Source organism: Acinetobacter sp. YH12102 (assembly GCF_013419125.1).
GTDB lineage: Bacteria > Pseudomonadota > Gammaproteobacteria > Pseudomonadales > Moraxellaceae > Acinetobacter > Acinetobacter pseudolwoffii.
On sequence record NZ_VPAS01000010.1, the window covers coordinates 56,885 to 83,277 of the forward strand.

21 protein-coding genes, 2 tRNA genes and 4 pseudogenes are annotated in these 26,393 nt (G+C 42.1%); 10 read left to right on the plus strand and 17 right to left on the minus strand.

Features of this window, described 5'->3' with window-relative positions; translation table 11 throughout:
* Positions 1 to 8: 8 nt before the first annotated feature.
* The 8 genes from FTU42_RS10505 to FTU42_RS10540 form a co-directional block, all read right to left on the minus strand.
* Positions 9 to 530, minus strand: a complete 522-nt coding sequence (locus FTU42_RS10505; RefSeq protein WP_100355413.1) for a phosphatidylglycerophosphatase A — start codon at positions 528 to 530, stop codon at positions 9 to 11.
* Positions 508 to 1,425: a thiamine-phosphate kinase gene (gene thiL, locus FTU42_RS10510; RefSeq protein WP_074383718.1), complete on the minus strand. Its 918-nt coding sequence runs from the start codon at positions 1,423 to 1,425 to the stop codon at positions 508 to 510. The genes FTU42_RS10505 and thiL overlap by 23 nt, the downstream gene beginning before the upstream one ends.
* Before the next feature lie 18 nt (positions 1,426 to 1,443).
* Positions 1,444 to 1,893: a transcription antitermination factor NusB gene (gene nusB / locus FTU42_RS10515; protein WP_004728813.1), complete on the minus strand. Its 450-nt coding sequence runs from the start codon at positions 1,891 to 1,893 to the stop codon at positions 1,444 to 1,446.
* Positions 1,894 to 1,897: 4 nt separating this feature from the next.
* Positions 1,898 to 2,368, minus strand: coding sequence for a 6,7-dimethyl-8-ribityllumazine synthase (gene ribE / locus FTU42_RS10520; RefSeq protein WP_004280926.1), 471 nt, complete (start codon positions 2,366 to 2,368; stop codon positions 1,898 to 1,900).
* A gap of 18 nt (positions 2,369 to 2,386) precedes the next feature.
* A complete protein-coding gene (ribBA, locus tag FTU42_RS10525; protein WP_180083366.1) occupies positions 2,387 to 3,502 on the minus strand; it encodes a bifunctional 3,4-dihydroxy-2-butanone-4-phosphate synthase/GTP cyclohydrolase II in 1,116 nt (371 codons plus the stop codon).
* Between the two features lie 306 nt (positions 3,503 to 3,808).
* Positions 3,809 to 4,390: a hypothetical protein gene (locus FTU42_RS10530; RefSeq protein WP_180083367.1), complete on the minus strand. Its 582-nt coding sequence runs from the start codon at positions 4,388 to 4,390 to the stop codon at positions 3,809 to 3,811.
* Between the two features lie 155 nt (positions 4,391 to 4,545).
* A complete protein-coding gene (locus FTU42_RS10535; protein ID WP_180083368.1) occupies positions 4,546 to 6,057 on the minus strand; it encodes an aldehyde dehydrogenase family protein in 1,512 nt (503 codons plus the stop codon).
* Positions 6,058 to 6,404: 347 nt separating this feature from the next.
* Positions 6,405 to 7,367 carry an alpha/beta hydrolase gene (locus FTU42_RS10540; protein ID WP_180083369.1) on the minus strand — a complete coding sequence of 321 codons (963 nt, stop codon included), beginning with the start codon at positions 7,365 to 7,367 and terminating at the stop codon, positions 6,405 to 6,407.
* A gap of 366 nt (positions 7,368 to 7,733) precedes the next feature.
* On the opposite strand from FTU42_RS10540, the gene FTU42_RS10545 reads away from it, so the two are divergent.
* The 3 genes and pseudogenes from FTU42_RS10545 to FTU42_RS10550 all read left to right on the plus strand — a co-directional run bounded on the left by FTU42_RS10545 (position 7,734) and on the right by FTU42_RS10550 (position 14,022).
* The gene (locus FTU42_RS10545) at positions 7,734 to 9,434 is read left to right on the plus strand and encodes an NAD-dependent malic enzyme (RefSeq protein ID WP_005094687.1); all 1,701 of its coding nucleotides are present in this window, start codon (positions 7,734 to 7,736) and stop codon (positions 9,432 to 9,434) included.
* A gap of 656 nt (positions 9,435 to 10,090) precedes the next feature.
* A pseudogene (locus FTU42_RS14985) lies at positions 10,091 to 10,395 on the plus strand (hypothetical protein); the annotation flags it as partial.
* A gap of 279 nt (positions 10,396 to 10,674) precedes the next feature.
* Entirely contained in the window at positions 10,675 to 14,022 is a 3,348-nt protein-coding gene (locus FTU42_RS10550) for a DEAD/DEAH box helicase (protein ID WP_180083370.1), read from the plus strand.
* Positions 14,023 to 14,519: 497 nt separating this feature from the next.
* Here FTU42_RS10550 and FTU42_RS10555 read toward each other — a convergent pair whose 3' ends face one another.
* Together FTU42_RS10555 and FTU42_RS14915 are read right to left on the minus strand one after the other, a co-directional pair.
* Complete coding sequence (locus tag FTU42_RS10555; protein ID WP_005173763.1) at positions 14,520 to 14,756, minus strand: VF530 family DNA-binding protein; 237 nt, start codon at positions 14,754 to 14,756, stop codon at positions 14,520 to 14,522.
* 166 nt (positions 14,757 to 14,922) lie between these two features.
* A pseudogene (locus FTU42_RS14915) lies at positions 14,923 to 15,060 on the minus strand (type II toxin-antitoxin system HipA family toxin); the annotation flags it as partial.
* A 346-nt stretch (positions 15,061 to 15,406) separates the two neighbouring features.
* On the opposite strand from FTU42_RS14915, the gene FTU42_RS10560 reads away from it, so the two are divergent.
* Positions 15,407 to 16,498: an ATP-binding protein gene (locus tag FTU42_RS10560; protein ID WP_074383713.1), complete on the plus strand. Its 1,092-nt coding sequence runs from the start codon at positions 15,407 to 15,409 to the stop codon at positions 16,496 to 16,498.
* 48 nt (positions 16,499 to 16,546) lie between these two features.
* On the opposite strand, the gene FTU42_RS10565 is transcribed toward FTU42_RS10560, so the two are convergent.
* Positions 16,547 to 16,855 carry a helix-turn-helix transcriptional regulator gene (locus FTU42_RS10565; RefSeq protein ID WP_005173768.1) on the minus strand — a complete coding sequence of 103 codons (309 nt, stop codon included), beginning with the start codon at positions 16,853 to 16,855 and terminating at the stop codon, positions 16,547 to 16,549.
* A gap of 354 nt (positions 16,856 to 17,209) precedes the next feature.
* Between FTU42_RS10565 and acnA the strand changes: the two genes are divergently transcribed.
* Positions 17,210 to 19,966: an aconitate hydratase AcnA gene (gene acnA / locus FTU42_RS10570; protein ID WP_180083371.1), complete on the plus strand. Its 2,757-nt coding sequence runs from the start codon at positions 17,210 to 17,212 to the stop codon at positions 19,964 to 19,966.
* A gap of 267 nt (positions 19,967 to 20,233) precedes the next feature.
* Here acnA and FTU42_RS10575 read toward each other — a convergent pair.
* The 5 genes and pseudogenes from FTU42_RS10575 to FTU42_RS10595 form a co-directional block, all read right to left on the minus strand.
* A pseudogene (locus FTU42_RS10575) lies at positions 20,234 to 20,496 on the minus strand (helix-turn-helix domain-containing protein).
* Positions 20,456 to 20,818: an MbcA/ParS/Xre antitoxin family protein gene (locus FTU42_RS10580; protein WP_180083372.1), complete on the minus strand. Its 363-nt coding sequence runs from the start codon at positions 20,816 to 20,818 to the stop codon at positions 20,456 to 20,458. The pseudogene FTU42_RS10575 and the gene FTU42_RS10580 overlap by 41 nt, the downstream one beginning before the upstream one ends.
* A 128-nt stretch (positions 20,819 to 20,946) precedes the next feature.
* A pseudogene (locus tag FTU42_RS10585) lies at positions 20,947 to 22,104 on the minus strand (site-specific integrase); the annotation flags it as partial.
* A gap of 155 nt (positions 22,105 to 22,259) precedes the next feature.
* Positions 22,260 to 22,335: transfer RNA gene (locus tag FTU42_RS10590), tRNA-Gly, on the minus strand.
* A gap of 48 nt (positions 22,336 to 22,383) precedes the next feature.
* Positions 22,384 to 22,456: transfer RNA gene (locus tag FTU42_RS10595), tRNA-Gly, on the minus strand.
* A gap of 233 nt (positions 22,457 to 22,689) precedes the next feature.
* Between FTU42_RS10595 and FTU42_RS10600 the strand changes: the two genes are divergently transcribed.
* From FTU42_RS10600 to FTU42_RS10620, 5 genes are all read left to right on the plus strand, one after another.
* Positions 22,690 to 22,998, plus strand: a complete 309-nt coding sequence (locus tag FTU42_RS10600) for a BolA family transcriptional regulator (protein WP_005094610.1) — start codon at positions 22,690 to 22,692, stop codon at positions 22,996 to 22,998.
* 9 nt (positions 22,999 to 23,007) lie between these two features.
* Entirely contained in the window at positions 23,008 to 23,400 is a 393-nt protein-coding gene (locus FTU42_RS10605; protein WP_180083373.1) for a SirB2 family protein, read from the plus strand.
* A 95-nt stretch (positions 23,401 to 23,495) separates the two neighbouring features.
* Positions 23,496 to 24,332 (plus strand): ParA family protein, encoded by an 837-nt coding sequence (locus FTU42_RS10610; protein ID WP_100355408.1) that lies wholly within the window; start codon positions 23,496 to 23,498, stop codon positions 24,330 to 24,332.
* Between the two features lie 13 nt (positions 24,333 to 24,345).
* Complete coding sequence (locus FTU42_RS10615; RefSeq protein ID WP_180083374.1) at positions 24,346 to 24,738, plus strand: hypothetical protein; 393 nt, start codon at positions 24,346 to 24,348, stop codon at positions 24,736 to 24,738.
* A 194-nt stretch (positions 24,739 to 24,932) separates the two neighbouring features.
* Entirely contained in the window at positions 24,933 to 25,526 is a 594-nt protein-coding gene (locus FTU42_RS10620) for a hypothetical protein (protein WP_005094603.1), read from the plus strand.
* Positions 25,527 to 25,547: 21 nt separating this feature from the next.
* Here the strand turns inward: FTU42_RS10620 and FTU42_RS10625 are convergent, their stop codons facing one another.
* Positions 25,548 to 26,186 (minus strand): DedA family protein, encoded by a 639-nt coding sequence (locus FTU42_RS10625; RefSeq protein ID WP_074383709.1) that lies wholly within the window; start codon positions 26,184 to 26,186, stop codon positions 25,548 to 25,550.
* Positions 26,187 to 26,393 lie beyond the last annotated feature (207 nt).

A 26,393-nucleotide genomic window follows, 5' to 3' on the forward strand; every position in this document is an offset into this window, starting at 1 on the left:
AATATGGCTTATGCCACGGTGAAGTAAAAATAAATCAAAATACAAAGAGCCGCCCACAGGCCAGCAATGATGTCATCCAGCATGATGCCAAAACCGCCGTCGACCTGACGGTCAATGACCCGAATCGGCCACGGTTTCCAGATATCAAATAATCTGAATAGCGCAAAACCGACCAGCAGCCAGAGCCAGTTCATCTGGCCGAGATAGATCAGGGGTAAAAATGTGATGGATTGTCCGGCGAATTCATCCCAGACAATGCGGCCATCATCATGAACGCCCATGACCTTGGCAGTATGCCCGCAGATATATATGCCAATCAGGGACATGATGGCAATGGCAAAAAGACTGTTTAAAAAATCAAGATGCAGCCAAATCGGGATAAATAACAGTGCAAAAGCCGAACCAAAGGTCCCCGGTGCTTTAGGCACCAGTCCTGAGCCGAAGCCAACGCCAATAAACACAATCAGTCGGTCGGTCCATGACATGGCTTTAAAATTGATCGCAGGTTTATGCAAAATGTTGATACCCATTAAATTGAAGCAAATGATCTACGCCATCTTTTTCAAAAGTTAAGCCGTGCTGCTGCTGAATTGTGCCGACTATACTAATCGAAACATCAAGTTGTTTTTGCAATAATTTTTCGTAATTTTGCGGGCTTATTGTAAAACATAATTCATAATCGTCGCCACCGGCCAGTGCATATTGCCATTTTTGTGCTTCACTTAAGGCCTGCAGGGCAGGATTGATCGGTAAGTGTTCCAGTTGTAGCTTGGCACCGACTTGCGAGGCTTTGAGAATATGTCCAAGATCTTGGGCTAAACCATCCGAGACATCAATCATGCTATGCGCCAGACCTTTTAAGGCGGCACCGAGCTGACAGCGTGGCGTCGGATAGTCCAGACGTTTCTGTAGCGGATGACCTAAATGATTTAAGGCAAAAGCAGCATCGCCGACAGTTCCACTGACACAGATCAGATCACCTGGTTTTGCACCTGAGCGTGGCACCGCTTGGCCGATATCGACCCAGCCTAAGGCTGTCACAGATAAAGTGAGATGCGGACTTTGGGTGGTATCACCCCCGATTAAACTCACGCCAAATTGATCGCAGCAATCATACAAACCCTGACTAAAGGCTTTGAGCCAGTCATGATCAATTTGGGGTAGGCTCAATGCCAGAAGAATACTATGCGGTTTTGCACCCATCGCGGCAATATCGGAAAGATTAACAGCAACCGATTTCCAGCCAATGGCATGCGGATTTGTATCGAGAGGAAAGTGTCGTCCAGCAACCAGTGTATCGGCACAGATGACCAGTTGTTGCTGAGGCGGAGGGGTGAGCAAGGCTGAATCGTCACCGACGCCTAAATCGACAGAATGGGTATTCTTGCGATTGAAATAGGTGTCGATAATCGAAAATTCAGCCATACAACAATTCGACTTTAATTAGTTGGCTTGTTGCTTTTCTGCTGCACGTAAAGTTGTCGCTAAACGATCCAATACACCGTTGATGTATTTGTGGCTGTCGGCACCGCCAAAATGTTTAGCCAACTCGATCGCTTCGTCTAGAACCACACGATATGGAATCTCAAGATGTTCTTTGAGTTCATACGCGCCTAGACGCAAGGTTGCGAGTTCAACACCATCCAGTGCTGAAAGTTCACGATCGAGTACCGGAATTAAGAGCGCATCCAATGCTTCATGATTGGCAACCACTTGAGTCAACAATTCATGATAATAGCTCAGATCCACTTTATGCATGGCATTTTCCACACGCGTACGTGCTTCAATCTCATGCACCGGATTGTGGCTCATTTGCCATTCATAAATTCCTTGTACAGCAAAGCGACGTGCTTTACGTTTTGCTGCATAAGTTGCTTGAAGTGTTTGCGACATAGCGTTAAATAGCCTTTAACAAGTTAACCATTTCAATCGCAGTCAGGGCAGCTTCGCTACCTTTATTGCCTGCTTTTGTTCCAGAGCGTTCAATCGCTTGTTCAATACTGTCCGTAGTGAGTACACCGTTAATGACAGGTAAGCCAGTGTCCAGGCCAACCACGCCTAAACCTTTGGCACATTCGCCTGCAACGAAATCGAAGTGAGGCGTGCTACCACGAATCACGGCGCCAAGCGCGATGATGGCATCGAAACGATCTGAAGCTGCCAGTTTTTTCGCAACTACAGGAAGTTCCCAGGCACCAGGGGCATGAACAACAGTGATATTATCCTCTGATACACCATGACGTTTCAATGTATCAATGGCACCTTCTAACAGATGTTCAACCACAAAGCTGTTAAAACGACCAACTAAAATCGCATAACGGTCTTCGTTCGCGAGATGTAACATACCTTCAATACGGCGAACTGCCATAACAACCTCGATGATTTCTTAAGATGTTTGTTGTGCGGTGATGTATTCCACCACTTCTAAGTTAAAGCCTGACAGGGCATTGAAGCGCAATGGAGAGCTCAGCAGCTTCATTTTTTCAACGCCTAAATCACGCAAAATTTGTGCACCCACACCAATGGTCTGATACTGCTGAGACAGTGCAGAATTTGATTTTACATTTTTTGGTGCATTTAAGGTATCTAAAGCCGGGCCCAAATCTTGTAAATGGCGCTGGCCAATCCAGACCAGTACACCACGATCGCTATTGGAAATTTCTTTCAGGGCACGATCCAGGTTCCAGGCCGGTTCGCCATCCTGTTTCTTCAGTTTAAGCAAGTCGCGGGTCGGGTTAAAACCATGTACACGCACCGTGGTCACGCCCTCTTTAGGCTCACCTTTAACCAGGGCCAGATGGATATCCGGGTTACCCAGTTCACGATAGCGGTACAGGTCAAAGCTGCCGTATTCAGTATCGATACTTTGCTGATCAATACGCTCAACCGTTTGTTCATTGGTCATGCGGTAATGAATCAGGTCGGCAATCGTTCCGATTTTCAGGCCATGCTTTTCAGCAAACACTTCAAGATCAGGACGGCGCGCCATAGTGCCATCTTCATTGATGATTTCACAAATGACTGATGCCGGTTCCAGTCCTGCTAAACGAGAAAGATCACAACCTGCCTCGGTATGCCCGGCACGGTGCAATACGCCACCCGGCTGCGCCATCAGCGGGAAGATGTGTCCTGGCTGTACAATATCTGCCGGTTTGGCATGAGCAGCCACCGCAGTTTGAATCGTGTGCGCACGTTCAGCCGGTGAGATCCCGGTAGAAATACCTTTGGCTGCTTCAATTGACAGGGTAAAATTGGTTCCATGCTGGGCACCGTTTGCATCGACCATCAAAGGCAGATTCAACTGCTGGCAACGCTCTTTGCTTAAAGTCAGGCAGACCAGACCACGTGCATGGGTGATCATGAAGTTGATGTCTTCAGGACGTACGTGCGTGGCAGCAATCACTAAGTCGCCTTCATTTTCACGATCTTCATCATCCATCAGGATGACCATTTTTCCTGCACGGATATCTGCTACAAGCTCTTCAACAGTATTGAGCGGCATCAACCTTCACCTTCTTTTTTGATCTTGATCAGACCGAATCATGACATTATTGGGTACATAGTCTAACGCTTTTTGAGCGATTTTGCCTATGCTTATCAATTTCCCTGTATGGTTCATTGTTATACACAGTCTTTTTCAACATGGAAAGCCAACTATAAATGATTCATGTGATTTTCAGTGTTATTTTTAAGCAATTGAAAATTAGAAAAAATGACATCCTTATCTAAGATCGAGAAAAGCCGTGATTTCAGTTATCGGAATTTAATTTCTATATTCTTTGAGAAGTTAAAAGCCAGCTGAAGAATCTTATTCAGTGTATAAATAATGCTGACATTTAGTGCAGTTGACTGTGCATGCATCACTTGCATAAATGCCTTTACGAAAGAAACGTTTATTCCCACAAAAGATACAAACTGGCTCATCTTTATGATTTTTCGCACTTGATAATTTTTGATAGACAAACCTTAAACCATTATCCTTATAACGATAACCTCGACCATATATTTGCTTGGCAAGCCAATAGTCGAAACTTGTGAATTTGATAATGAGGCAGCTAATAATACAAAATGGAAACAACCATATTGATTCAAATGCTTCAGAAACGGTAAACCAACCTGAAAATACACCTCCTAGATGAAAAAACATGGTCACAAATGCCCCAAAGAAGAAAAAGTAAAATACTTTACTTTGGAAAGAATCGATTTTGTTGAGATAGGTGCGATGATCTTCGTAAGCCTTAATATCATCTTGATTGGGCTTAAATATAGGAGCTCGCTTTTTATAGGTATTATCAGGTAAAGTATTCTCAAATGAATGACCACAGCCACTGCAAAACCGATAGTGGGGTAGTGCTTTTTCTCCACAAGTAACGCAATATTTCTCAGACATTTATATGTACTTTGTTCATGATATAGATTGAAACGACAAGCATAAAAATATCGAATCGACTTTGAAAGCACTTTAATCGATGTTTTCGACTAAGGTAGTAAAAACAATACATAAAAAAGCGAACCGAAGTCCGCTTTTTTATCAATATCTTTAACTTAGAAGAAACCAGCAGGTTTAGTCGAATAACTCACTAACAAGTTTTTGGTTTGCTGATAATGATCGAGCATCATCTTATGGTTTTCACGCCCAATCCCAGATTTCTTATAACCACCAAATGCAGCGTGGGCAGGGTACATATGATAACAGTTGGTCCATATACGACCAGCTTGAATCGCACGACCTGCGCGATAAGACGTGTGTGCTGAACGTGACCACACACCTGCACCTAAACCATAAATAGTGTCATTGGCGATTTTAATGGCATCATCAAAGTCCTTAAATGTCGCCACCGCCAGCACCGGCCCGAAGATTTCATCCTGAAAGGTTTTCATGTCATTGGTGCCTTTGAAAATGGTCGGTTCAATATAAAAACCTTGTCCCACTTCCTGACGTGCTTCACCGCCGGTCAGAATTTGTGCACCCTCTTCGCGGCCAGTAGCAATACAGCCTAAGATTTTATCCTGCTGTTCCTGCGAAGCTTGTGCGCCAATCATGGTGTCGGTGTCGAGTGGATGGCCGGTTTTAATGCGTTGCACCCGTTCTACCGCACGCGCCAGAAACTCATCGGCAATACTTTCCTGCACCAAGGCACGAGAAGGACAGGTACAGATTTCACCCTGATTCAGAGCAAACATGGCAAAGCCTTCCAGTGCCTTGTCCAGATAATCATCTTCCTGATCCATAATGTCGGCAAAGAACAGGTTCGGTGACTTTCCGCCAAGTTCCAGTGTTACCGGAATAATATTCTCGGTGGCGTATTGCATGATTTGCTGACCGACTGCGGTTGAACCGGTAAAGGCAATCTTGGCAATGCGCGGATTGGTCGCGAGTGGACGACCGACTTCGATACCATAACCATTGACAATATTCAGTACACCCGGCGGCAAAATGTCCTGAATCAGTTCAGCTAAAACTAAAATGCTGACCGGGGTTTGTTCCGCAGGTTTCAGCACGATACAGTTGCCTGCTGCCAAGGCAGGTGCGAGTTTCCAGGCCGCCATCAGGATCGGGAAGTTCCACGGAATGATCTGACCCACCACACCCAATGGTTCATGGAAATGGTAGGCAATGGTATCTTCATCAATCTCGGAAATGCCGCCTTCCTGAGCGCGGATACAGCCGGCAAAATAACGGAAATGATCAATACATAGCGGAATATCGGCCGCTAAGGTTTCACGGATCGGCTTGCCGTTGTCCCAGGTTTCTGCCACCGCCAGCAGTTCCAGATTTTGTTCCAGACGATCTGCAATTTTTAGCAGGATATTGGAACGGGTGGTGGCTGAGGATGTATTCCACTGTGCTTTGGCCTTGTGCGCTGCATCTAGGGCCAATTCGATGTCTTCTACAGAAGAGCGCGGCACTTTGGTAAAGACTTTGCCATCTACCGGAGAGATATTGTCAAAGTATTCGCCTTTAACTGGAGCGACCCATTCGCCGCCAATGAAGTTGTCGTATTGGGCTTTAAATTGAATTTTTGCACCGTCAGTATTGGGGTCTGCATAACGCATAATCTATTCCTTTATATGATTGTTATTGGTACACGCTGACCCTATTTTCTCAATTGAAAATGTTACAGTTTCAGCAGTCAGCTCTACTATAAAGAGGGAAAAAGACAGGTGGTGCTTTGATTACACGCTTGCTACAAAAGACAACATTTGGAATATGAAGTATAGGAATTAAATTTTATATTTAATCGAAGCTTATCCTAAGAAATAAGCATTTAACAGGCGCTTAAAAAATCGAAGGATTCATGTATTTCTGATGGTTGCGGATTACATTCAGGAGGGCTATTTTATTCAATCAAAACACTTAACAGAAAACAGGAGCCTAAAATCATCTTTCCTGTTTGCCGGCATTATAATCCTTTGCTGTTGAGCCATTGAAACAGCTGCTGGTAGACCTGTTCACGTACAGATTTGTCTGAAAGCACCAGATCGTGTAAACCATTCTGAATGCTTTGAACCGTGACATCAGCTTTAATTTTTTTGGCATATTTCTGAATGTCTTTAACTCCCAAAATCACATCACTAGTTTGCGCTGCCTTGCCCCATTTTTTGGGATATAAAGTCTGATGCGAATGCATGACCAGAACCGGAATATCGAGTTCGATGCCGCGATGAATTTCTTTTTGTGCTTCATAGATGGTACGAATAAAACTGATCCGTACCCTTGGATAGCGGGTCTTTTTCCAGTCCAGACTGAAGTCCCATTCCCCTTTTAAATCCTTGTGCAGACTGGTGGCATACCATTTATTTAACTCACTCGGAAATTTAAGGTCGGGAAAATTTTTTGCCAGTTTGCTTAACTGCGGGATGCCGAGCGCACGTTTTATCGGATTCATATTAAAGTTATAAAATGGACTGTTGACCCAGAGTGCTTTGATTAACCGATGATTAGGGTGATGTGCCGCGTACAATGTGGTGATGAGGCCGCCGGTAGAATGACCACAGAGCAGGGCAGCATCATGGCCCTCGCTTGCGATAATATCCAGTGCCTGGCTAATTTCTGCATCATATTCAGACAGCTCATGCACATTATAATAGTTCTGATGCGGCAGAATCGAACGGCCATATTTTCTTAAATCCAGCGCATAAAAATCAAAACCCTGCTGATTAAAGCGTTCCGCCATTTCAGTCTGAAAAAAATAATCAATAAATCCGTGAATATACAAAACTGCTTTAGGAGTAGGCTGCGCTGCTTTTTTACGTATCAGGGTTGCTACAACTTTGCCCTCATAGTCATCTGGAAAGCTCAAGGTGGCTTGCTCATAGCCGATGCCTAAAATATCAGCTTGATAAAGGGGCTGGAATTCACTCATTTTTATACTCATTTATATTATTGAATTTATACTTTATCCTTGATGAGCTTTGACTTTTTGTCAAATCAATCTTCTGCCTTAGCAGTATGAAAAAGATCAACACTATATAAATAGGCCATAACCCATTTTAAATCAGTGAGATTTTAAAATAGAACAAGCATTTTTGATGGATAAAAGAAATTTATTACAAAATTAACCAAAATCTCTCCTATCACGCTACGTTATCAGATTATAAAATCCTGCTAAAAGTATTATCAATTTACTAAATACCCCAAAAGGCTAAAATCAGGATAGGCTATATAAAATAACGATAGTGATGTCATTGTTTTCGGCGAAGTGCCGAGGATTGATTAGAAGAGTTAAATAATGCCCAGAGAAAATTTGAACAGTAAACGCCCTTTATATATTCCGTATGCCGGAAATACCTTATTAGAACTCCCGTTACTCAATAAAGGTTCTGCATTTACTGAAGAAGAGCGCAGAAGCTTTAATTTGCATGGTTTAATTCCTCATGTGACCGAGACCATCGAGGAGCAGAGTCAGCGCTCTTATCAGCAATATTGTGCTTTTAATAGTGATATCAACAAGCATATTTATTTGCGTAATATTCAGGATACCAATGAAACCCTGTTTTATCACCTGATTGAAAATCACCTTAGCGAGATGATGCCGATTATTTATACCCCGACTGTGGGGGAGGCATGTCAGCGCTTTTCTGATATTTATCGCCGTCATCGCGGAATCTTTATTTCCTATCCGGATCGCGATCAGATCGAACAGATTATTCACAATATTAATAAAAAGAACGTGAAAGTGATTGTGATTACCGATGGCGAACGCATTTTGGGTTTAGGCGATCAGGGGATTGGCGGAATGGGGATTCCGATTGGTAAATTGGCGCTCTATACTGCCTGTGGTGGAATCAGCCCAGCGTATACCTTACCGATCACTCTCGATGTCGGCACCAATAATCAGCAATTGCTGAATGATCCGATTTATATGGGTTGGCGTGAACCGCGGATCAGCGGCGATGAATACTATGCTTTTGTCGAAATGGTAATTCAGGCCATTCAGCAGCGCTGGCCGGATGCATTGATTCAGTTTGAAGACTTTGCGCAGAAAAATGCCATGCCTTTGCTGGAAAAATACCGTGATCGCATCTGCTGCTTTAATGATGATATTCAGGGAACCGCTGCGGTTTCGGTCGGAAGTTTAATTGCCGCTTCGCGTGCAGCAGGTAAGCAGTTGAAAGATCAGGTGGTGGCATTTCTGGGGGCTGGTTCAGCTGGTTGCGGGATTGCGGAACAGATCATTAAACAAATGATTGCGGAAGGCTTGAGCGATAGCGAAGCACGTGCACGGATATTTATGGTTGACCGCTTTGGTCTGATCACTGAAAACCAGCCGAATTTACTGAATTTTCAGCGTAAATTGGCACAGCCTGCTGAACATGTAGAAAGCTGGGCAGATGCTGAAGCCATGATTTCATTAACAGATGTCGTGAAGCATGCTAAGCCAACAGTACTGATTGGGGTTTCGGGGCAACCGGGATTATTCACACAGGAAGTGGTTGAAGCTATGGCTGAGAATAGCGTGCAGCCAATTATTTTCCCTTTATCCAATCCGACTTCACAGGTAGAAGCAGTACCGGCAGATATTTTGCAATGGACTAAGGGTAGAGCGCTGATTGCCACAGGTAGCCCCTTTGCACCGGTGAATTATCAGGAAAAAATCCATCATATTTCACAGTGCAATAATTCTTATATTTTCCCCGGAATTGGGTTGGGGGTGATTGCTTCGGGTGCGAAGCGTGTTACAGATAATATGCTGATGGCTTCTAGTAATGCTCTGGCGGATTGTTCGCCTAAGTTGCAAGACCCACAAGCGGATTTATTGCCGAGTCTCGATTATTTGCAGTCTATTTCAAAGCAGATTGCGTTGAAAGTCGCCCTTGCTGCCATTGAGGATGGGGTGGCGCCTAAAGTAAGTATTGAGGACTTGCAGTTAGCGATTGAGCATAATTTCTGGACACCGCAATATCGTGATTATCAGCGGGTCACTTTCTAATTTTAAATGAAGACAAACTCTGACTAAGCACTCGTTTTGGGCTGGTCAGCGTTTATTGGTTAAAATAGGCAATGCCTAAAAAAAGCCCCGATCTTTCGATCAGGGCTTTTTTGAATCTGGAGCGGGAAAGGAGACTCGAGCTCTCTGATTCCAATTTTGATAAAGTCGCTGAGATTTATTTTATTAAATAATATTAATTTTAAATATATGATTTAATGTAAAATATTTTAATTTTTATTGGCTGGGATTTTAGTCATTTAATGTAGTTTTATTCTCTTTGTTTTGGATCATGTGGAGAGTTTCTGCTTGAATTTTTCCAAGTAATAGATCATGAGCAATCCTGATGAATCGGCTGGCAACCTCACAAATCGAGTCAATAATTTTCTCGCCATCTTAAAAAAAGATCGAGCTTCTTAAAGATCAATTTCTTACAATCGCTTATCGAGAAATATCCACGACTTCACCTATAGCTTAAACTCTAAATAACTCCACACAATAATCTTTAAATAAGATATTAATATCTTTAACCCTAAACTTTTTCCTTTGCGGAACGTCGCATGATCCATGATCAGCACACTCTTCTCTTTTAATTCTGGCAAGAGACCGTGCTCAATCCAACCCTTAAAATACTTCTGTCGTAATGGAGCAGTTGAAGAAACCGGATGCTGGCTATAAATTTTGCAAAGTAACAGCTTATAGCCGATACCATGGGGCATCGTGACTTTTCGGGATTAGGGGGAGAGTTTAAGTTATTAGAACAGCTGCTCTTAAAAGCCATAGCTGAATCACAAGTTGAACTTTATAGTATTTAATTTAGACCACATCTAGCTGATTCTATCGGTGTAGACAGCATTACAGTATCAAATATTCAATCGGTCTTACGTTCTTTATCAAAAAACAAATTATTTTTAAACCAGAAAATGGTCATTATAAAATCGGGGATGCTCTTTTTAAAAAATAGATTACAGATGAAGTATAATTTTTTTAATCTCAGATTCCAATTTTTGATACGTTGCTGATCTGAGAGGAATTGTACTTTAACTGGATGCTGCGGATTCAAATATTTCTGATCCAATGATAAGTTGAACAGCTTTATCTTTGATTTCCTGGGTATGTTTTTGTATTTTTCATCGTGACATTTTCTCCGGAAGTGCTCTCCGACAAATCCGGTACGTTGCATTCATATATGTTTGAAAAGTTAGCAGTATAATCCTATTGCCTTTTTAGCCGCCGAGTTGTTATGTCCTCATTGACCAATTTTTTATCCCGCTTCAGCACCGCAACTATTCAGCGCAGTCTTAGCTATGCTAAACACATTGATAGGGAAACGATTGAGTTCTTTGAGGAAAAAGACGGTGTCACGATGTATGCCCAAATTGAAGGAACAGATTATTATGATACCGCGATTACCTATAATCTTAAAAAAGACCGTTTAGTTGATGATGACTGCAATTGTCCGGTTGGATATAACTGTAAACATGCTGCTGCTTTAGCGCGGTTATTCTTTCAGGAATATCGCCAGGAATTTCAGCAGCGTTATGCTGAATCTCAATCACCATGGGCAATCGCAAACCGCCAACAGGGGTATGATCAGGCGCAACGCTGGTTGCATGAGTTTAAACGGTATTTACAACAGATTGAACCTGAGCAGCCTGCCCAAACAAACACATGTTTAATTTACCTGTTAAATCAGTCTGTCAGCTCAAAGAAATTGACCCTTGTGGTGCAGAAGGCCAGACGCAATAAAAATGGCTCGATTGCCGGTGAAAGTGATTATACGCAATATGAAAATATCACCAGAAAACATCTGACTTTACCGGAACAAAAACGAAAATTATTTAACCAGGTTTATTATTACGCCAAAATAAACAGCGAGGAGCGCTTTTATCAGAGTAATCTTGATATTTCCTGGATTTCATTGGAGCACTTCAAGTCTTTTATTCAAAGTGGCGATGTTTATTGGCAAAAAAAGAACCATGCCGCACTTAAATGGTCAGAGCAAGGCTACAACATCGAATTTATATGGGAACAAGGTGTCAAAAAACAGACTGAGCATTTAAATATTGAATTGGTCAATGGTGATATTCGACTCGATTTAAAATCAAATCCACATATCTACATTCTTGCCAGCCAGCCACCATGTTATGTCGATATTCAACAGAACACCGTGGGCCAGTTATATGGTGAATATACGGCAAATCTACTCTACCATTTTTTGCAGATGCCGGATCTACCCTCCACATTATTGAGTGAATTTGAGCAGTTGACTCATCAACATTCAGATGTGGGGAACCTGCCTCTGCCTGAGTCTATTCAGCATGTTGAGATACTAGCGGGTAGCCCCCAGCCAATTTTACGCTTTGGTGTTTTAGGTAAATTTGATTGGAAATTAGAGGAGTCTGTTTGTGCTGAAATTGAATTCTCCTATGCAGGTGGGCGAATAAAAGCAGGTACATCAGGTGACAGTTTTATTGGTGAGCAGCATGGAAAAATAGTGCGACAGCTTCGGGACTTAATTCAGGAACAACAGGCAATCCAGCGTTTACAGCTGTCAGTCGAATCGCTGGAGTGGGTGAAAGATCTTAGCTATGATCAGCCATTAAAACTGGATAAACAACGTCTCGATTCTATGGTTTTTGCTTTCTATGGAGACTGGATCAAACAGCTGATGCCCATCAATCAAATTGAGTCGATGGGTTGGCAGATAGAGCATCTGGAACACAGCCCATTTAATCTGCAATATGTAGAAAATTTAAATATTTCCATCACTGAATCTGAAAGCCAGCAGGACTGGTTCAATATCGGGGCGACCGTTCAGGACAGTGCAGGCAATTGCTATGACCTGCTTGATGTAATCGCAGTTTTGGTGCAACAGCAGCCTGAGTTACTTGATCCGCAGGCTTTTAATGATCTTGATGACACTCAAATTTTCACCCTGAAAACTGCATTGAATAAACCCGATTTGGCTCTATCCGTCAAGGACATTAAGCCGGTATTGTTAAATCTCCGCGGTATTTTACAGCAGGATGAACGTCGCCTAGATCGCTATGATGCAAGTCAACTATTGGAATTACAGCATCATCTTGGGATGGCGTGGCAGGTTAGTGATCGTCTGCAGCAATTTGCGCAGCGATTTAAACAAAGCTATCAGCAACAATTGCCGACACCCAAAGGTTTCCAAGGTGAATTACGGCCATACCAGCAGCAGGGCTTAGGTTGGTTGCAGTTTTTAAGAGAAACCCAGCATGGCGGGATTCTGGCAGATGATATGGGTTTGGGGAAAACCGCACAAACTTTAGCGCATTTACTCTTGGAAAAGCAGGCAGGACATTTGCAGGACAGGCCTGCCTTAATTGTTGCGCCAACATCGCTGATGCATAACTGGCTCAAAGAAGCGCAGAAATTTACCCCCGAACTCAAGGTTTTACTCCTACAGGGGCCAGACCGCCATCAGTATTTTGAACAGATTTCACACTACGACATTGTTTTAACCACCTACCCACTCTTGGCAAGAGATGAAGAGCAACTGAACCAGTATGAGTATCATCAACTCATTTTAGATGAAGCGCAGAATATCAAAAATCCGCGTGCCAAAGCCGCACAGGTGGTACGGCAATTAAAAGCACGACATCGTCTATGTTTAACCGGCACACCTATGGAAAATCACTTGGGTGAGCTGTGGTCATTATTTTATTTTCTGATGCCAGGATTTTTATATTCACAAGAAATCTTTAATAAAAAATACCGTCATCCTATTGAAAAACGGGGTGATCAGCAGTTAAGGCAACAATTGGTGAACCGTATTAAACCCTTTATTTTACGTCGCTTGAAAACTGACGTCGCCAAAGAATTGCCAGAAAAAACCACGATTGAAGTCAATATTGATATGAATGAACAGCAATCCAAGCTATACGAAGCTGTTCGCGCTACGATGCAGGAAAGCATTCAGAAAATTGTGGCAGAAAAAGGTTTTAAGCGTAGTCAAATTCAAATTTTAGATGCTTTGTTGAAGCTACGTCAGGTCTGTTGCCATCCTAGCTTGCTGAAACTGGATTCGGTTAAAACCGGGCAAGCGCATTCTGCCAAACTTGAACAATTGATGGACATGGTCGTTCCGATGGTCGAAGAAGGAAGAAAAATTCTCATCTTTTCGCAATTTACTTCAATGCTGGAGTTGATTGAGCAGCAACTTAATAACGCAAAAATTGGTTATGTGAAACTGACTGGAAAGACCAAGAAACGAGATGAAGCTATTACTGCATTCCAGTCTGGGCAAGTGCCTGTGTTTTTAATCAGCCTGAAAGCCGGAGGTGTAGGCTTGAATTTGACAGCAGCGGATACGGTCATTCACTATGATCCATGGTGGAACCCTGCTGCTGAAGATCAAGCTTCAGATCGTGCGTGGCGGATTGGACAGGACAAGCCGGTATTTGTGTATAAGCTGATTACCAACCAAAGCATAGAAGAAAAAATTATTGCTTTGCAGCAGAATAAAGCCGAACTGGCACAGTCAATTTTAAGTGCCGATCATGAGGGTGAAGCGAAACTGACAGAAAATGATGTGATGAAATTGTTTGAGAAGTTTTAGCATTTATTTTTGGCCCATCTTTTTATTACATCGATTGGCTTTTGCGGAATAGAAACGAAATCCCCCACTTAAGCATAAGTGTGGGATTTCCATCAGGGCTGATCAGACAGATGGCGAAGCTGGTGTTTTTAGCCGATACTTAGATTGGTTTGTCCACTGTTACGCCTTTTGCTACAAAGTGTAGAGATAAATCGGAATATCTAAGTATTCTAAGTGCTTGTAGATGAGTGGGCATGCATCTTCCCAGTCCATACTCCCCACACCTGTTGCAAGGTGTGGTCATGCCAAACTTTCGATCTTCTTTTCTTGAATAAAGTCTTTTAAGTTTTTCAAAGTAAGCATATTGAAAATTATTGTAATTTAAGATAGGGTAGGGTGCTTTAATTCTTGGTCACTAATTTAATATTTTAATCAACAATAATAACCAACATACAAATGTTTAATCTAAAGATATTTTACTGACTGGTATAATTTGATGATGAGAGAGGGGCCTGGGTCTACGGTTTCTGTTTTGCCTTTTGGCGTAAGACGTACAAATATAAGCTTTCTACTTTTTCACGTGCCCATGGTGTGGTACGCAAGAATCGTAATGATGATTTAACACTTGGGTCTATGCAAAAACATCTAATTTCAATTTTACGACTTAAACCTTCAAAGCCACCGTAGTAATCCAATAATTCATCCAAAATGTCAGCAAGTTTTTTGCCGTGTAAAGGGTCATTGGGGGTGTTCATAATAGATCAATCGTATTTTGGGTGGCCATTATTATAACCTGAGCTAATTGGAAAACTAGAGCGTTTGAATGTAGGTAATGATGGACTGAATAGCCACCAAAATTCTGGAGCACGCCTAGCAATCGGATGAGGCATCATATATATGACTTGGTAATCCCATGTGCTATGTAGGAAAGTTTTTTCTTAATGGGTCACCTTTTAATGGGGGTAGGTACGAGGAGAGTTCTAAACCTTTACGGATCGCTTCAGCACTGTATTCAAAGGCAATTAATGGTCGACCTGTGATTGCTGTTGAGGAGACCAGTGTACCCCAAAGCCAATATTCACCCCATCAATTATAGTAAGCATTAAGTTTTTTGAGCGTGGATTTATTTCCAGATAAAGTCGTTCTTTACGAAGCCTCTCACATAAAACGCAACAACTTCTTCAGGTCTTTCTGAATCTTAAATCCATAATATTGGGTCTTATGTTTAGATATGGCTATTAAGCCACAAAATAATGGAGTTATAAAATGTGTCGGTTGATCGGTGCAAAGGTGCTTTATTGGATGATTAGATCCTATTAGATTAAAGAAGTCTAATTAGACATTTACAATCTAATGGAATCTAATACAATCTATAGCAATAAAGAATCATTGCTGAGTAATTAAAATGAGTAGCATCTCCAATGACCCTTGGCATTTTCCACGTACAGAACTAGCTAAACAAATTTTAGGCATGTTTGAGACTGGACTAGCTAGTTCTCTGACTTTTTTTGCCCCACGCCGGATGGGAAAAACTGAATTTTTACGAAAAGATATTACGCCCTTAGCAGAACAGCTTGGATGGCGCGTTTTTTATTTCAGTTTTTTAGATGCAGGCCTGCATAGTGAAGGACAGTTTGTAAAAGCTCTTGATGAGTTTTCACAGCAAAATGGCTTGATTGGTAAAGCCAATCATTGGATTAAAAATATTGGCTCTTTAAGTACAGAGGTGGCAGGTGTAAAAGCCGAAGTGACTCTTGCACAAGGGCAAGTGAATTCCAGTATTTTATCTAGTATTACAAAACTGGCTCAGCAGGGTAAACCTATTTTATTGCTACTTGATGAGATTCAGGCTTTAGCTAGTTCAAAATATAAAACAACTATTGCCAGTTTGCGTACTGCTTTAGATATGCATAAAGAAACGATAAAGGTAATTTTTACTGGTTCAAGTCGAGAGGGCTTGAGACAAATGTTTTCTGTGAGTAGTGCTCCATTTTTTCATTATGGGCAGAATTTACCTTTTCCAAATCTAACAAAAGCATTTACAGATCATCTGGCAGATGTATTTAATCAAACAACAGGACGTAGTTTGGATAAAGAAATTTTATGGTGTGCTTTTTTAGATATGAAGCAAAGTCCTCAATTGGTGAGGTCATTGGTTGAGCGTTTAGCATTAAACCCAATGCTGGCTATAGATTTTGCAAAGGAACAGCTTATAGCCGATACAATGGGGCACCGTGACTTTTCAGGATTATGGGGAGAGTTTAAGTTATTAGAACAGCTGCTCTTAAAAGCCATAGCTGAATCACAAGTTGAACTTTACAGTATTCAATTTAGACAGCATCTTGCTGACTCCATCGGTGTAGACAGCATTGCAGTATCAAGTATTCAATCTGCCCTACGTTCTTTATCAAAAAAACAAATTATTTTTAAACCAGAAAATGGTACTTATGAAATCGAGGATGCTCTTTTTAAAGAATGGATTATGGATGAAGCATAAATTTTTTAATAATGGTCAGTACCCGGTAAAATACCTCGTTAAGAGGATTCATGATTCCTCATCTCCGAGAAGACCCTTCCATGGGTTGGTCATTAAGTCATCCTGATCTTCGATCGTGATTTTAATTTCATCATTCAATAATTGTCTGATTAAATGAACTTTATCATCTGGAATGAGCATCAGTTGAGCATTTAATCCTGCCGCGATAATTTCTAAGGTCTCTAATCGTGGATTGCCCTGACTTTCCAGTTTTTGGTACTGCTGTCTTGAAATGCCTGTACGGGATTGCATATTAACTTGCTTTAAGCCCAATAGGGTTCGTCTTTTTTTGATTTGCTGAAGTAAAGATTCATTCATTGTAGACACATTTATTTCTTTTAGGTTCTATAAGAAACATATTAGTTTCTTTTTTAAAGCAATTTATCATTTCGATCTGTAAAACAGCCCTAGCTACGTAGTGATCTGAAATCACTCTGAAAATACGCGGTTCAATTTAACTTATCTCCTTACGGAATTGGCAGAAAGATTGTCGATGCCGGATCTGAACTGTCGACAACTCTCTGGCAAAAATTCCTGGCAGCCCTGCATTTAACTGCCTAGCACAATCCGATAATAAATAATAACAAACCCGCCGCGCAGTTGGCATACAGTAAGTAAAGAAGTGGTGGACTGTGATCATAAAAATAACATCTCAAGCCGGAGGTAAACTAGATGGCCAAGTATAGTGATATCAATAGTTTTAATACCTTAGAAACATTGACCGTCGGTTCAGAACACTATCAGATTTTCAACCTGTCCAAATTGCAAGCGCAATTGGGCGACCTGTCCCGGCTGCCAAAATCTTTAAAAGTCTTGCTGGAAAATTTACTACGTTTTGAAGATCAGCTCACGGTGAAAACCGAGCATATTCATGCGCTGGCAGGGTGGTTAAACAACCAAACCTCAGAACAGGAAATCCAGTATCGTCCGGCACGGGTGCTGATGCAGGATTTTACCGGTGTTCCCGCAGTGGTTGATCTTGCCGCGATGCGTGCAGCGGTGGCCAAAGCCGGCGGTGATCCGGAAAAAATTAATCCGTTGTCACCGGTGGATTTGGTCATCGATCACTCGGTGATGGTCGATTACTTTGCCAGTCCGCAAGCTTTTGAGCAGAATGTCGCCATTGAGATGCAACGCAATGGCGAGCGCTACCAATTTCTACGTTGGGGGCAGGCTGCGCTCAATCAGTTTCGCGTGGTGCCGCCAGGAACCGGGATTTGCCATCAGGTTAATCTGGAACATCTGGCACAAGTAGTTTGGAGCAATGAGGTCGATGGGCAGCGCTTTGCCTTTCCTGATACCTTAGTCGGTACCGATTCACATACCACCATGATCAATGGCTTAGGCGTGTTAGGTTGGGGAGTAGGCGGCATCGAAGCGGAAGCGGCCATGCTGGGCCAACCGATCTCCATGCTGATTCCGGAAGTGATCGGCTTTAAGCTCATAGGTAAACTCAAAGAAGGTATTACAGCAACTGATCTGGTGCTGACCATTACCCAGATGCTGCGCCAAAAAGGCGTAGTTGGAAAATTTGTCGAATTTTATGGCGATGGCCTGGCCGATTTACCCTTGGCTGACCGTGCCACTATTGCCAATATGGCACCCGAATATGGTGCTACCTGTGGCTTTTTCCCGGTTGATGAGGTAACGCTTTCCTATTTACGTTTAACCGGACGTCAGCCGGAAAGAATTGCCTTGGTAGAGGCCTATAGCAAGTTGCAAGGATTATGGCGTAATCCGGGGGATGAACCCGTCTTTACCGACACTCTGGCTTTAGATATGTCGACAGTAGAAGCCAGTCTGGCGGGCCCGAAACGCCCGCAGGATCGTGTGCTATTGTCGCAAGTGCCAAAAACCTTTCATGCCTTCATGGATCTGACCTTGAAGCCGGTCAAAGAAGAAAAAGAGCGTCTGGAAAATGAAGGAGGGGGAGGTACGGCTGTTGAAGCGAAACAGGCCAACCTGCCACATGAAAATGTTTTTTGTATGATTGATGGTGAAAAATATCCGTTGCAGCATGGTGATGTAGTGATTTCAGCCATTACCTCCTGTACCAATACCTCGAATCCCAGTGTCATGTTGGCAGCAGGCCTATTGGCCAAAAAAGCAATCGAAAAAGGTTTGCAGCGGAAACCTTGGGTGAAAAGTTCACTGGCTCCAGGTTCCAAAGTGGTCAGCGATTATCTTGATGCAGCAGGGTTGACGCCTTATTTGAATCAACTGGGTTATAACCTAGTGGGTTATGGTTGCACTACCTGTATTGGTAATTCGGGACCTTTACCTGAAGTGATTGAAGAAGCTGTGCAATGTTTTGATTTGAATGTAGCCTCAGTGCTTTCCGGAAACCGTAACTTTGAAGGACGGGTGCATCCTTTGGTGAAAACCAACTGGCTCGCCTCGCCACCCTTAGTAGTTGCCTATGGTCTGGTCGGGAATATTCGAACTGATCTCACTGCTGAGCCGATAGGTGAAGGTTTTGATGGCCAAGCAGTTTATTTAAAAGATATCTGGCCGACACAGATGGAAATTGATGCCGCACTGCAGTATGTGAATACCGAGATGTTCCAGAAAGAATATGCGGAAGTGTTTGAAGGCGATGCCAAGTGGAAAGCGATCCAGATTTCACAAAGTCAAACCTATGCTTGGGATGAACAATCAACCTATATCCGGCATCCTCCCTTTTTTGCAGAAATTGATCAGCCGGTGCGACCAATTCAGCCGATTAAACAGGCACAGATTTTGGCTATATTAGGCGATTCAGTCACGACGGACCATATTTCCCCGGCGGGTAATATCAAAAAAGATAGTCCGGCCGGCCGATATTTGCAGCAACAGGGGGTTGATGTAAAAGACTTTAACTCTTATGGTTCCCGCCGTGGCAACCATGAAGTGATGATGCGAGGTACCTTTGCCAATATCCGCATCAAAAACGAAATGCTGGGTGGCGAGGAGGGTGGCAATACCCTGCATATTCCAAGTGCAGAAAAACTCTCGATTTATGATGCGGCAATGCGCTATCAGGCAGAACAAACCCCACTCGTAATGATTGCTGGGAAAGAATATGGTACCGGTTCTTCACGTGACTGGGCGGCCAAAGGCACCAACCTGTTGGGGGTGAAAGCGGTGATTGCTGAAAGTTTTGAGCGGATTCACCGTTCCAATCTGGTTGGCATGGGGGTGTTACCTTTACAGTTTGTAGAGGGTCAAAACCGGCAGATCTTGAACCTAACGGGCCATGAAACACTGTCAATTTTAGGCTTGTCTGATGATATTCATCCGCATCAAATGCTGAAAGTAGATGTGCAACATACCGATGGTACGTGTAGCCATTTTCAAGTGTTGTGTCGTATTGATACCTTGAATGAGGTGGAATACTTTAAGGCCGGTGGTATCTTGCACTATGTCTTGCGCAATTTGCTCGCTTCCTAAATTGAATTATGAAAGCCCGATACCTACCACAATGCCGGTCAGTTAAGAATTGAAAAACTAAAATTATGCTCAATTAAGACATAAATTTAGATCAATTTAAATTCAAATATAAGGAAATTTAGATTTTTTTTCATCCAAATTTCCTTAACTGACTGGTATTAATCTTTTGATGGGCCTTTTCATAATCTAATGGAGAGCGCTGACCATTGGAACTATGCCTACATTATTAGGTGTAGATATCAAATGTGAACATAGATCTAATCTAATTTATTCATCATATTCCGCAAATGTTTCTTCAATTTCATCCCATTGGGGCAAGTTAAACTTTTTTTATTCACTTCGAATTGTAAACCCATGCCATCAAGTACACGTTCAAATATGTCAAATGAACCTGTAAAATGGCCATTCTCTATCTCTGAAATTGTTGTTTTATTCACTTTAGTCTTTTCTGAAAGACTTTTCTGTGTATAGCCTAATACTTTGCTTATCTTAAAGTTTAGCCCGAAGACCTTCCACCAATTGTAAAACAGAGGCCAATCCCTGAGGGTTCTGAATCTGTTCTATTGGAATGCCATTCATCAATTTATTGGGTGATTTCATAAAATGCTGCATCCAGGCTGTATCCCCACCTGTCAGAGCATCTAATGATGTGGTAATACGGATTAAAGTGAGGGCGATTTCTCCCTGTTTTGAAGTGGGATCTAATTCAAGAGAGGTTAAAGTTTTCACCGAATCTATACTGAGTATTAAGGCTAGTTGATCCTGTGCAAGACCAAGTCGTTCAGCAGCAGCTAAAACTACCTTAGCTAATATCATTTTCTTTTTTGCAGTTTTTTCTGATGTTGTACGCATGACCGATCCCTGTTTCAGACGCTGCTAATTCATAGGGTTTATACTACTTAATTATCGTTGATCAGACACTCAATTTTTACTAAATATATTAAATTTGGCTTTACATAAAGAAGCAACGGTTAAATTATTTAACAGCATGTAGTTATTTTTAGACCTTCAGCTTTAAGTTCAAGAGATCGTGGTCTACCGATACAGGCTAAATGTAAACAGAATTTAAATGCGGCCAGTGCTTTGGCATCTTTTGTTGAGTAAAGCTGGAGACGAACATAATCTTCTTGAGTCTTAGGATGCTCTGTTGTGCTCGATTTAGCCAGCTTCAGTAATAAAGGCTGTTTCTTTTTATCTAGCAATTGTACCAAGTCTTGTCCAAGCAAATGCCAAAATTGATGGGGAAACAGGTCTTTTACCTTGGAATAAAATGATTCCAATTGATCGATTTTATTCCATCGATAATGAATGCCAGTATGCGAAACCGTAACACGACTTAAAAATGTCTCAAGCACCGCTTTTATTTGATCTGGCTTTTTTTCAAAGATATTTTGAATATTTTCAAAGAAATAGTTCCTTGCTGTGCACTCTTCAATGGTATCAATCATGGCGGGTTTTAAAGGTTTATCAAGATGATTCGTGTTGTTGAGATCAAATAACCTTGGGTTGTTTTTTTGAGACTTGAGTTGGCCCAGTTGTTTGGCATTTTTATACCAGTACTCAACCAGTTCTATAGGTAAGCTCATTTCCTGTGAGACCTGATCTGGATCATGATGAATTTCCAGTAAATTTAGGCACTTAAAAAACCATGCAAATGAGATTTTGGATTCCTTTGTTCCTGCGAAATATTTAGAAAAATCATGAGGCTGTGAGTTAAATGAAACCTCATCCAGAATGTCTTCTATGTTACTTTTTAACCAGTCAGTTTGGTCGTTGAGTAACTCCTGACTTAAATGAATAGCATGCTTTTCAAAATTGAATGGAGCAGTATCTTTTACTGTGTTTAAAAATTTGAAAGAAGGTAGGTAGCCCATCATCTTCTTTACTAATTGAGTATCTATGTCTGGATGATATTGCAGTATTTTATGCCCAGCGATCAGGTAGCTCAGATGAATATAGCTTTTAAAGGTTTCTGTAGGGTCAATGTGACCCAGTAAATGGGCAATCATAAACCAATGATTTTGACCATGCGTATTACGGAGTAACTCTGTCCGAATGGACTGATATTCTTCTTCGGTATAATCCGTCACATTCTTGACCAGTGGAGCGTAATTACAGTTCAGAACAACGGATAAGGTCGTGGGCACGCCATGGTCACATCTTGGTCACAAAATATAAATTACATTAAGAATATTTTTTATTAAATTGAATAACAAAGGAAGGGGGATTTTTAAAAATATAATAAAATCAACAATAAAAAAGCCCCCATCTTTCGATGAGGGCTTTTTGAATCTGGAGCGGGAAAGGAGACTCGAACTCCCGACCCCAACCTTGGCAAGGTTATGCTCTACCAACTGAGCTATTCCCGCGGAGTCTATAAAGTTTTTTAAATGAAAAAACTAAATGAAAAAATTTTGAGCGGGAAAGGAGACTCGAACTCCCGACCCCAACCTTGGCAAGGTTATGCTCTACCAACTGAGCTATTCCCGCATGCCGTGTATAATACAGCATGAAAAAATGTGGTCAACACCTTTGTTAAAAATCTTGTATCAATTGCATAAAATAAAAGCAAAATACTTTAGACCAGACAATAAATCGCCAATATTCATGTGGGAATTCATGAAACTTCGCCACAATCAACAGATTGCGCTGTGACAGATTACCAAAATACTCAGCAGAACAAGGTATACTGACTTTATATTTTCAAAGATTGGAGTCAGGCCATGAGCTTAGAACAACAACTGAAAGATCGTTTAGCACAATTATCTCCGACCCATTTAGACGTGGTGAATGAATCTTCGGGTCATGGCGGTTATTTCCCTGGAAAAGAGTCTCATTTTAAAACTGTGATTGTCAGTCAGGCCTTTGCCGGTTTACGTCCAGTCCAGCGTCATCAGAAAGTCTATGCTGCTGCTGGTGATTTACTGGCCAAAGACAAGATTCATGCGCTGGCAATCCATGCATTTTTGCCTGAAGAATGGGCAGGGCAGGACACGACCAGTCCAGCTTGTGCACATGCACCAAAAAACTAAGAGGAAATGATGGAAACTCAACTTTTAGTCAAAATTATTCATATGTCAGCAGCAGGATTGGCGATTGTCGCCATTCTTGCCCGTGCCTTGACTTTGTTTATTGGTACACAAGGCAACCTACCGAATCCAAAGGCACGAATTGCGCTGGTGGCTTTACAGCATCTGGCCATTACGGTGATCGCGCTTACAGGTATTGTGTCATTGGTGATCAAGGATTTTGATGTGCAACCCTGGTTTTATGCCAAGGTTATTTTATTTTTTGTGCTGGTATCCTCTTTAGCTAAAGCCTATAAAAAAGATGATTCAATCTTGCTGGCACAACGCCGGGCTGGCTTATTTATTGCGGTAGTTTCATTGGTTTCTATTTTGATCTTGGTGATGATCAAGCCGAATTTTGGCTAAAAGCAAGCAGGCTGTGACTTCAAGCGCAGTCTGCCTATGTGAATAATTAAAAAATACAAGTGTGATAAAAGTAGTTAAAAATAACAGGAGGGGACATGCATACACGTGTGGTATTTAATCAAAAAGGTGGGGTGGGTAAGTCCAGTATTACCGTTAATCTGGCCGCGATCAGCGCACATCAGGGTTTAAAAACTTTACTCATTGATCTGGATCCACAAGCCAATTCCAGTCAATACGTATTAGGTGACGATGCGACCTATTCAAGTGACAAGCCGGCATTAGAACCGAATATTGAAAACTATTTTGAAAATGTGCTGGGCAATCAGCAAAATAAAGGCTTGCTCGGCAATGCAATTGGCTCGATTTTGAAAAGCCGTAGCAAAGGTCTGGAAAGTTATGTGCATCAGTCTCCCTTTAAGTATCTGGATGTGATTCCAGCCAGCCCGACACTGGGCGCTTTGGCACATGCACTGGAGTCCAAGCATAAAATCTACAAACTGCGAGATGCTTTACAACAATTGTCCGGGCAATATGATCGGGTGTTTATTGATACCCCGCCGGCGTTTAATTTCTTTACACTGTCGGCTTTGATTGCGGCAGACCGCGTGCTGATTCCATTTGACTGTGATGTGTTTTCTAAACGCGCCTTACAGACCCTGATTGAAAATGTCATTGAAACCCAAGATGACCATAATGAAAGACTGGAAATTGAAGGTATTGTGGTGAATCAGTTTCAGGCACAGGCCAGATTACCGCGTGAAGTGGTGCAGCAACTGAAAGATGAAGGATTGCCCGTACTCAATAGTATGTTACCGCCCTCCATCTTAATGAAAGAATCTCATCATAAAAATCAGCCCCTGATTCATTTGGCTACTGATCATAAATTGACTCAGGCCTATCAATCGTTGTTCAATGAGATAGAGCAGAACTAAGATCGAGTTAACTATGAAACTTGTGAAATTAAGCCTAAGTATTGCAGCACTTGCATTGCTGAGTGCTTGTGCAACAACGGTAAAACCCACTTATGTGTCCCCGACCCAGTATCAGACCTTGGGTTGTCAGCAGCTACAAGGCGAATATAACCGTATTCAGAAATATATCGACAATGGTGTGGAAGCACCAAAACGTACGGGTGTAGGTGTGGGCGTCGGTCTGGGTGGTGGCTGGGGCAGTCGCGGTGGTTGGGGAATTGGTCCGAGTGTTTCCGTCAATATGGGACAGTCATCCAATACCAAGCGAACCGAACTGGCGCGGCTTTTAGGTGAACAGGAAGCGATTGTTCAGGCCGCCCGTTACAAAAATTGTCCGATTGTGGTTCGTCAGAATATTGCTAAATAACGAATTCCTGATCTCTTCATAAATGCTGATCTTGGGTCAGCATTTTTTATGCTTTTTTCAAAATAGCCGAGCTGATATTCCGCTTAATATCACTTGAAATGGCGCGTATCGTCTCAGCATCCTAGATTTATAGAGCTGTTCTGGCGTAAGAATATTGATTAAGCTATAAGCTAGGCCCGGAATAGTTCATCACGATGATTGAAAATTGGTTATTTGTATTGGGGCTAATCGCCGTTCTGATGATTCCAGGGCCGGCGAATGCCTTGGTCGCCAGCTCTGCGTATCAGCAGGGTCAGGCCAAAACCAGCCTTTATATTCCTGCCATTCTGATGGGCTATTTTTATGCGATTAATGTCTGGGCTTTGTTGATTCATCTGGCTTTACCGATCTGGCCAAACTTCAAAAGCTTGCTGTATGTCCTGAGTACCATCTGTGTGGGCTGGATGACGCTGCATTTATATAAGGCCCAGCAGTTAGAACGCTATAGCAAAAATCATCCGCAGATTCGTCCCTGGCAAATGTTTACTGTCACCTTAAGCAATCCTAAAGCAGCATTGTTGGCCTCCGGGATCTTACCCATGGAAACTTGGCAAAGTCCGACCAACTTTGTTCTGGTGTTTGCTGCCTTTTGCTTGAGTACCGTTCCAGTAGGGATTTTCTGGATGGTCTTTGGTCAGGCAATTTTGAGCAGTCACTCTGAAAAAATAAAAGCCGGCCTTATTTATAAAGGCTCGGCTCTGTTTGTACTGCTTTGTCTGATCCCATTACTGATCAAGCTTTGGGATTAAATGCATAGGCTATAAAAAATCTTAAGCTGTTTTACTTTTTTTGAGTCTTTGTTGAATAAAGCCGATCACACCTGGCAAGACACTTAAAATAATAATACCGAAAATCAAATAGGTGAAGTTATCTTTGACGATCGGCATATTACCGAACATATAGCCCAGAATGACAAATGAGCTGATCCAGATAAATCCACCTACTACATTATAGCTCAGGAAATATTTGTAATTCATGCTGCCAGCACCAGCGACAAAAGGTGCAAAGGTACGAGCAAAAGGCACAAAACGCGCAAAAATAATGGTTTTACCACCATGTCTGGCAAAGAATTGCTGAGTTGCCAATAAATGTTTTTTATTGATAAAGCGCGATTCAATCTCGAAAACCCGCGGCCCGATATATTTGCCAATATGGTAATTCAGGGTGTCGCCCAATACTGCCGCAACAAATAAAAGCGGAATCAGTACCCAGGGATCCATCACACCTGTAGACGCTGCCAAAGCACCTGCTGCAAATAGCAAGCTGTCGCCGGGCAGGAACGGCATCACCACCAAACCTGTTTCCACAAAGATAATCAGGAAAAGAATGGCATAAATCCAGATCCCGTAATTGGTGATAAATTCAAGCAAGTGATCATCAACATGCAAGATAAAATCAATCAGTTCCATGAGCCCAGTACAAGCAAAAGTGTGCTCAAATCCTAACAGCGATCACCTATAAAGTCAGTAATAAAAGTCGACTATTTTGCGGCTTATTTTTCTGCTGTCGGGCGAATCCCTTCACTTTTAAAATGGATGTATCAGGGTATGAGCATATTTTTATTGGGGCTTTTTGAGCAGACAACACAAGTTCATCATGGCGTTACACAACGTCTG

Coding starts and splice junctions, on each gene's coding strand:
- FTU42_RS10565 (WP_005173768.1), bottom strand. CDS start 16,855: ATGAATGAATCTTTACTTCAGCAAATCAAAAAAAGACGAACCCTATTG.
- nusB (WP_004728813.1), bottom strand. CDS start 1,893: ATGTCGCAAACACTTCAAGCAACTTATGCAGCAAAACGTAAAGCACGT.
- acnA (WP_180083371.1), top strand. CDS start 17,210: ATGGCCAAGTATAGTGATATCAATAGTTTTAATACCTTAGAAACATTG.
- FTU42_RS10550 (WP_180083370.1), top strand. CDS start 10,675: ATGTCCTCATTGACCAATTTTTTATCCCGCTTCAGCACCGCAACTATT.
- FTU42_RS10505 (WP_100355413.1), bottom strand. CDS start 530: ATGGGTATCAACATTTTGCATAAACCTGCGATCAATTTTAAAGCCATG.
- FTU42_RS10540 (WP_180083369.1), bottom strand. CDS start 7,367: ATGAGTGAATTCCAGCCCCTTTATCAAGCTGATATTTTAGGCATCGGC.
- ribBA (WP_180083366.1), bottom strand. CDS start 3,502: ATGCCGCTCAATACTGTTGAAGAGCTTGTAGCAGATATCCGTGCAGGA.
- FTU42_RS10605 (WP_180083373.1), top strand. CDS start 23,008: ATGGAAACTCAACTTTTAGTCAAAATTATTCATATGTCAGCAGCAGGA.
- FTU42_RS10610 (WP_100355408.1), top strand. CDS start 23,496: ATGCATACACGTGTGGTATTTAATCAAAAAGGTGGGGTGGGTAAGTCC.
- FTU42_RS10555 (WP_005173763.1), bottom strand. CDS start 14,756: ATGAACACCCCCAATGACCCTTTACACGGCAAAAAACTTGCTGACATT.
- FTU42_RS10530 (WP_180083367.1), bottom strand. CDS start 4,390: ATGTCTGAGAAATATTGCGTTACTTGTGGAGAAAAAGCACTACCCCAC.
- FTU42_RS10615 (WP_180083374.1), top strand. CDS start 24,346: ATGAAACTTGTGAAATTAAGCCTAAGTATTGCAGCACTTGCATTGCTG.
- ribE (WP_004280926.1), bottom strand. CDS start 2,368: ATGGCAGTTCGCCGTATTGAAGGTATGTTACATCTCGCGAACGAAGAC.
- FTU42_RS10580 (WP_180083372.1), bottom strand. CDS start 20,818: ATGCGTACAACATCAGAAAAAACTGCAAAAAAGAAAATGATATTAGCT.
- FTU42_RS10620 (WP_005094603.1), top strand. CDS start 24,933: ATGATTGAAAATTGGTTATTTGTATTGGGGCTAATCGCCGTTCTGATG.
- FTU42_RS10545 (WP_005094687.1), top strand. CDS start 7,734: ATGCCCAGAGAAAATTTGAACAGTAAACGCCCTTTATATATTCCGTAT.
- thiL (WP_074383718.1), bottom strand. CDS start 1,425: ATGGCTGAATTTTCGATTATCGACACCTATTTCAATCGCAAGAATACC.
- FTU42_RS10560 (WP_074383713.1), top strand. CDS start 15,407: ATGAGTAGCATCTCCAATGACCCTTGGCATTTTCCACGTACAGAACTA.
- FTU42_RS10625 (WP_074383709.1), bottom strand. CDS start 26,186: ATGGAACTGATTGATTTTATCTTGCATGTTGATGATCACTTGCTTGAA.
- FTU42_RS10600 (WP_005094610.1), top strand. CDS start 22,690: ATGAGCTTAGAACAACAACTGAAAGATCGTTTAGCACAATTATCTCCG.
- FTU42_RS10535 (WP_180083368.1), bottom strand. CDS start 6,057: ATGCGTTATGCAGACCCCAATACTGACGGTGCAAAAATTCAATTTAAA.